The organism is Mesorhizobium sp. M7A.F.Ca.CA.002.04.1.1 (assembly GCF_004022805.1).
In the GTDB taxonomy this organism is placed as follows: Bacteria; Pseudomonadota; Alphaproteobacteria; order Rhizobiales; family Rhizobiaceae; genus Mesorhizobium; species Mesorhizobium ciceri.
Map to the genome: position 1 here is coordinate 1 of NZ_RZPL01000338.1, position 5,811 is coordinate 5,811.

Consider the following 5,811-nt stretch of genomic DNA (forward strand, 5'->3'; position numbering starts at 1 on the left):
CCCTACAACACCGGATTCAAGCTCGACTCCACGGAATTGCCGTCGAACGACGACACCGATTATGAGACCGGCAATCTCGGCCACCGTCCGCGCATCAAGGGCGGCTACTTCCCGGTGCCGCCGATCGACAGCGCGCAGGACATGCGCTCGGAAATGCTGACCGTGCTCGCCGAGATGGGCGTGCGCGTCGAAAAGCATCACCATGAGGTGGCGGCGGCTCAGCACGAACTCGGCATCAAGTTCGACGCGCTGGTGCGCAACGCCGACAAGATGCTGATCTACAAGTATGTCGTCCACCAGGTCGCCAACGCCTACGGCAAGACGGCAACCTTCATGCCGAAGCCGATCTTCGGCGACAACGGCTCGGGCATGCACGTCCACATGTCGATCTGGAAGAACGGCAAGCCGACCTTCGCCGGCAATGAATACGCCGGTCTGTCGGAAAGCTGCCTGTTCTTCATCGGCGGCGTCATCAAGCATGCCAAGGCGATCAACGCCTTCACCAACCCGCTGACCAATTCCTACAAGCGCCTGGTGCCGGGTTACGAAGCGCCGGTTCTGCTCGCCTATTCGGCGCGCAACCGCTCGGCTTCCTGCCGTATCCCGTTCGGCTCGTCGCCGAAGGCCAAGCGCGTCGAGGTCCGCTTCCCCGATCCGGGCGCGAACCCCTACCTCGCCTTCTCAGCGCTGCTGATGGCCGGCCTCGACGGCATAAAGAACAAGATCCATCCCGGCCAGCCGATGGACAAGGATCTCTACGACCTGCCGCCGAAGGAGCTGAAGAAGATCCCGACCGTCTGCGGCTCGCTGCGTGAAGCCCTGCAGAGCCTCGACAAGGACCGCGGCTTCCTGAAAGCCGGCGGCGTCTTCGACGACGACCAGATCGACAGCTATATCGAGCTGAAGATGGCCGAAGTGATGCGCTTCGAAATGACCCCGCATCCGGTCGAGTACGACATGTACTACTCCGTCTGAGATTCAATCTCGGTCCAAGATTAGCTATAATGCTCAAGCCCTTGAAAGACGTCCCTCTTTCAAGGGCTTTTTGCTGCGCTCCAATAGGATTGCCAGCCGACCGGCATGCCTCGCCTGCACGGCAGCCGCGCATGGACAGCCGTATCCGCCTTTCGTCTTCGACGATCATAGGATGCCCGGATTCTTGGACCTACGGTCCATCGGAGCGGCCGGCTTTTGAGCGCGTCGCTTCAATCACAACTCGGCGGTGTTCAGTAAATGATCAAGGGAGGCGGTTCGGCCGCCAACGTCGGAGCCAGGAGCGAGCGGAGCACTGTCTCAGGCTACAGTGACCGCTCGTCCGGCGCCCACGCCAATGCCGCCGTTCAAGAAAACCCCGCCCGTCCGAACAGCATTGCGTGACGTAACCCCAAGGCCAGCGAATACGCATGCCGTAGCGTGATCTGTCAACGCCGCCAGCCGGGTGGCGAATGACCGATTCCGTTGTATGAACAGATGCTTATGGAAGATCCATCGCCCCGGACAAGGGCTGGAAAAAGGCGGTTTTCCGGGCTTTCTGGCGAGTGATCGCCGCAGACCCGCACGGCTGCGGCCGGAACTCACGGGCGATTAGCGACCGCCGGAACTGCCTGACTTTTTCTGGGTATGTTTTACCGGGAATGCAGTCCGCCGGGTAACGGCCAAAAAAGAACCCCGGCGCGAAACGCCGGGGTCCTCTTGTCATACAGTCCGAAACACTTACGCGGCGGCTGAAACCTGAGCGCTTGCCGGAACCGAGGCGATCGTCTTCAGGATTTGCGAGGCGATCTGGTAGGGGTCGCCCTGCGAGTTCGGACGGCGGTCTTCCAGATAACCCTTATAGTCGCTCTTGATGAAGGAATGCGGCACGCGGATCGAGGCGCCACGGTCGGCAATGCCATAGCTGAACCGGTTCCACGGCGCGGTCTCGTGCTTGCCGGTCAAACGCTTGTCGTTGTCCGGGCCGTAGACGGCGATGTGATCCATCAGGTTCTTGTCGAAGGCCGCCATCAGCGCTTCGAAATAGGCTTTGCCGCCGACTTCGCGCATATAGGCGGTCGAGAAGTTGGCGTGCATGCCAGAGCCGTTCCAGTCGGTGTCTCCGAGCGGCTTGCAGTGGTATTCGATGTCGATGCCGTATTTCTCGGTCAGGCGCTGCAGGAGGTAGCGGGCCATCCACATCTGGTCGGCGGCCTTCTTGGAGCCCTTGCCGAAAATCTGGAATTCCCATTGGCCTTTGGCCACTTCGGCGTTGATGCCTTCGTGGTTGATGCCGGCGGCGAGGCAGAGGTCGAGATGCTCCTCGACGATCTGACGCGCGACGGAGCCGACATTGGAATAGCCGACGCCGGTGTAGTACGGGCCCTGGGGTGCGGGATAGCCGCTCTCGGGGAAGCCGAGCGGGCGACCGTCCTTGTAGAAGAAATATTCCTGCTCGAAGCCGAACCAGGCGCCCTCGTCATCGAGGATGGTGGCGCGCTTGTTTGAGGCATGCGGCGTGACACCATCGGGCATCATGACTTCGCACATGACCAGCACGCCGTTGGTGCGGGCGGGATCCGGATAGACCGCAACCGGCTTCAGCACGCAATCGGAGCTGTGCCCTTCGGCCTGCTGGGTCGAGGAACCATCGAAGCCCCACAGCGGCAGCTGCTCGAGTTCAGGGAATTCGGCGAATTCCTTGATCTGCGTCTTGCCGCGAAGGTTGGGGACCGGGGTATATCCATCGAGCCAGATATACTCGAGCTTGTATTTCGTCATTCTAGCCTCTCGTTGCTTGATCACCGAACACTGAACGGCGTCGACATGCGTCTGCCGTCAGCAGCTGGCCTGCCGCACACTTAAAATGCAATTCGTGTGCCATTCTTGGTCCGGAGGGTGCGACAAAATTGACGCGGCATCCACCGGAAGTCGGTGAGCCGCCTAAGCAATGCGCCCGGATCCATCACGGTCCTTATTTGCACAAATAGTGTGCAAATGCTGATCTTTTCATAGGCATATTGCCTAACTTGATTGCAGACCTTATCTTCGGGCCAAGTTGAATCGAAAAGGTTCGGCGGAAGAAAGGAACCCGGCAATGGAAGTCATTTCCACACGACCGTCGGCCAAAATTTTGATGTTCCCGGCGGCAGCACGCCTCTCTGCCTCAAATTTGAGCGGAAAGGCTAAGTTTGCGGCAGAGCTTGCCTCGCTGCGTGGTGCCCGCGCGGATTTCGGCGACGGCTGGTACCATGAGGCAGCCATCGAGGAAGAGGCCCGGGGCCGCAAGAGCTGACACAAAGGGCAGCAGCCCTCGCCAACGAATTGGCCTGAAAAGAAAAAGCCCGGCGCGATCGTTCGCGCCGGGCTTTCTTTTGAACGCTGGGGCTGCCTACTCCTTGGCGTGCAGGTCGGTGCCGAGCGTATCCTTGACGAAGATCATGCCGATGACCAGCGTTATAGCCGCGATCACCACCGGGTACCAAAGGCCATAGTAGATGTCGCCTTTGTAGGCGCTGAGCGCGAACACGGTTGCCGGCAGCAGTCCACCGAACCAGCCATTGCCGATGTGATAGGGCAGCGACATGCCGGTGTAGCGAATGCGGGTCGGGAACATCTCGACCAGGATCGCCGCGATCGGCCCGTAGACCATGGTCACGAACAGCACCAGGATGAACAGGATGCCGATCGTCATTGGCCAGTTCACTGCTGCAGGATCGGCGAACATGGCGAACGCGCCGCCGCCTGGAATGTTGTAGACGGTGACTTCGGGTGCGCCCGCTGCCTCATCGGTGGTCAGCAGCTTGTCCTTGACCGCCTGGTCGATCGGCACCGTCGCCTTTTCACCGGCACGGATGGCAGCGGCGTCCAGCTTCAGTTCCGGGTTGGCGGCAACAAACGCATCGAGCTTCTGGTCCGCAACCTTGGCTGCCGCGCGCTTCAGCGGATAGCCGCCGTCCTGCAGCGACATATTGACGGCCTTGATGAAGGCCGCTTCCTTGGCCTTGGCCTGATCACCGGCGGCGATGGCGTCATAGGACTCGACCGTCTCATTGCCGATTTTGACAGATGCGGGTGTGCCGGCGGCAGCCGTCGACACCACGTCATAGGGAACCGAGTTCTTGGTCAGGAACGAAGTCGCGATATCGCAGGATGTCGTGAACTTCGCCGTGCCAACCGGATTGAACTGGAATTTGCAGTCGCCCGGCGCCGCGGTCACCGTCGCCCTGGTGTTCTGCTGCGCCGTGGCGAGTGCCGGATTGGCAGCCCATGTCAGTGCCTTGAACAGCGGGAAGGTGCAGACAATCGCCAGCGCAAGGCCCGCCATGATGATCGGCTTGCGGCCGATCTTGTCGGAGAGCCAGCCGAAGACGACGAAGAAGATCGAACCGACCGCCAGGGCGACCGCGATCATGATGTTGACCGACTGCGCGTCGACCTTGAGCACGTTGGTCAAGAAGAACAGCGCGTAGAACTGGCCATTGTACCAGACCACGGCCTGACCGGCTGTGAGGCCGAGCAGCGCCAGCAGTGCAATCTTGGCGTTCTTCCATTGGCCGAAGGCTTCCGTCAGCGGCGCCTTGGAGCCCTTTCCCTCATCCTTCATGCGCTGGAAGGTCGGGGATTCGGAAAGCGAAAGCCGAATCCAGATCGAGATGCCGAGCAGCAGAAAAGACACGATGAACGGAATACGCCAGCCCCAGGCAGCATAGTTTTCCTTGCTCAATGAAGCCTGTACGATCAGGATCACAACCAGCGACAGGAACAGGCCGAGCGTCGCGGTGGTCTGGATCCACGAGGTGTAGTAGCCGCGCCGGTTGTCCGGCGCATGTTCGGCGACGTAAGTGGCCGCGCCGCCATATTCGCCACCCAGAGCCAGGCCCTGCAGCATGCGCAGGATGATCAGGATCACGGGAGCGGCGATGCCCAAAGTGGCATAGCCGGGCAGCAAGCCGACCAGGAAGGTCGATAGGCCCATGATCGTCATGGTGACAAGAAAAGTATATTTACGGCCGACAAGGTCACCGATGCGGCCGAACAGCAGTGCGCCGAACGGGCGCACAAGGAAGCCTGCGGCGAAAGCCAACAGCGCGAAAATGTTGCGGGTCGCTTCCGGAATGGCTGGGCTGAAAAAGGTCGAACCGATGAACACCGCCAGCGAGCCATAAAGATAGAAATCATACCATTCGAAAACGGTGCCGAGCGAGGAAGCGAAGATGACTTTCTTCTCTTCCCGCGTCATGCCGCGGCTTGTTCCGCCGGCGGTCGATGCTATTGCCATTGCGTTATCCTCCCGTGAGACCCGTTCTCAATGCTGCGCGACACTGTCCGCGTTCTCCTCCGAGCACGGACTCAACGACAGCCATTCGGGAAAAATGACAGAAAGCGCCCGCCAAAGGCAGCGCGTCTTTGGGATTATGACTTTGGTATTAGGTGCGCTGCGGGATGAAACCGGGCGAGTTGGGAAACCCCTAGCCCTTGAGCGCTTGCAGCAGGCCGGCGGCAGCCATCATGTCGCGCTTGCGAGCCGCGCGGCGGGCAACGGCCTCCGCATCCTGCCCCCAATGCTCGATCTGCCAGTCCTCGTCGACATGAGCAGCGGCCCAGGCAGCCTCAGCGTCGATCTCGCCGAAATCGACAGCCAGCGCCAGCAGCGCCGAACCGGTCAGCGACGTCATCACATGGATGGCGGCGAGCCGCAGCGGCTCGGCGCGCTGGGCAAGATGGCTGCCCAGCACGGCGATGGTCTCGCGCGGCTGCTCGACATGGATGATGCCCTCGGCCAGATTGAAGCGGGCTCCGAGCGTCCTCGCCCAGTCGATCACCGGATCCCAATGC

At 60.7% G+C, this 5,811-nt stretch carries 4 protein-coding genes and 1 pseudogene; 2 read left to right on the top strand and 3 right to left on the bottom strand.

Annotated elements, in window-relative coordinates:
- The coding region (glnA, locus tag ENZ75_RS18200) for a type I glutamate--ammonia ligase (RefSeq protein ID WP_128278223.1) at nucleotides 1-975 on the top strand (975 nt) is incomplete at its 5' end.
- A gap of 738 nt (nucleotides 976-1,713) precedes the next feature.
- Here the strand turns inward: glnA and ENZ75_RS18210 are convergent.
- Nucleotides 1,714-2,754 (bottom strand): glutamine synthetase beta-grasp domain-containing protein, encoded by a 1,041-nt coding sequence (locus ENZ75_RS18210; protein WP_013531450.1) that lies wholly within the window; start codon nucleotides 2,752-2,754, stop codon nucleotides 1,714-1,716.
- Nucleotides 2,755-3,070: 316 nt separating this feature from the next.
- Between ENZ75_RS18210 and ENZ75_RS18215 the strand changes: the two genes are divergently transcribed.
- Complete coding sequence (locus tag ENZ75_RS18215; RefSeq protein ID WP_063168063.1) at nucleotides 3,071-3,268, top strand: DUF2735 domain-containing protein; 198 nt, start codon at nucleotides 3,071-3,073, stop codon at nucleotides 3,266-3,268.
- Nucleotides 3,269-3,364: 96 nt separating this feature from the next.
- Here the strand turns inward: ENZ75_RS18215 and ENZ75_RS18220 are convergent, their stop codons facing one another.
- Both ENZ75_RS18220 and ENZ75_RS18225 read right to left on the bottom strand, forming a co-directional pair.
- Complete coding sequence (locus ENZ75_RS18220; RefSeq protein WP_013531448.1) at nucleotides 3,365-5,254, bottom strand: MFS transporter; 1,890 nt, start codon at nucleotides 5,252-5,254, stop codon at nucleotides 3,365-3,367.
- 190 nt (nucleotides 5,255-5,444) lie between these two features.
- Nucleotides 5,445-5,811, bottom strand: a pseudogene (locus ENZ75_RS18225) (ATPase); the annotation flags it as partial.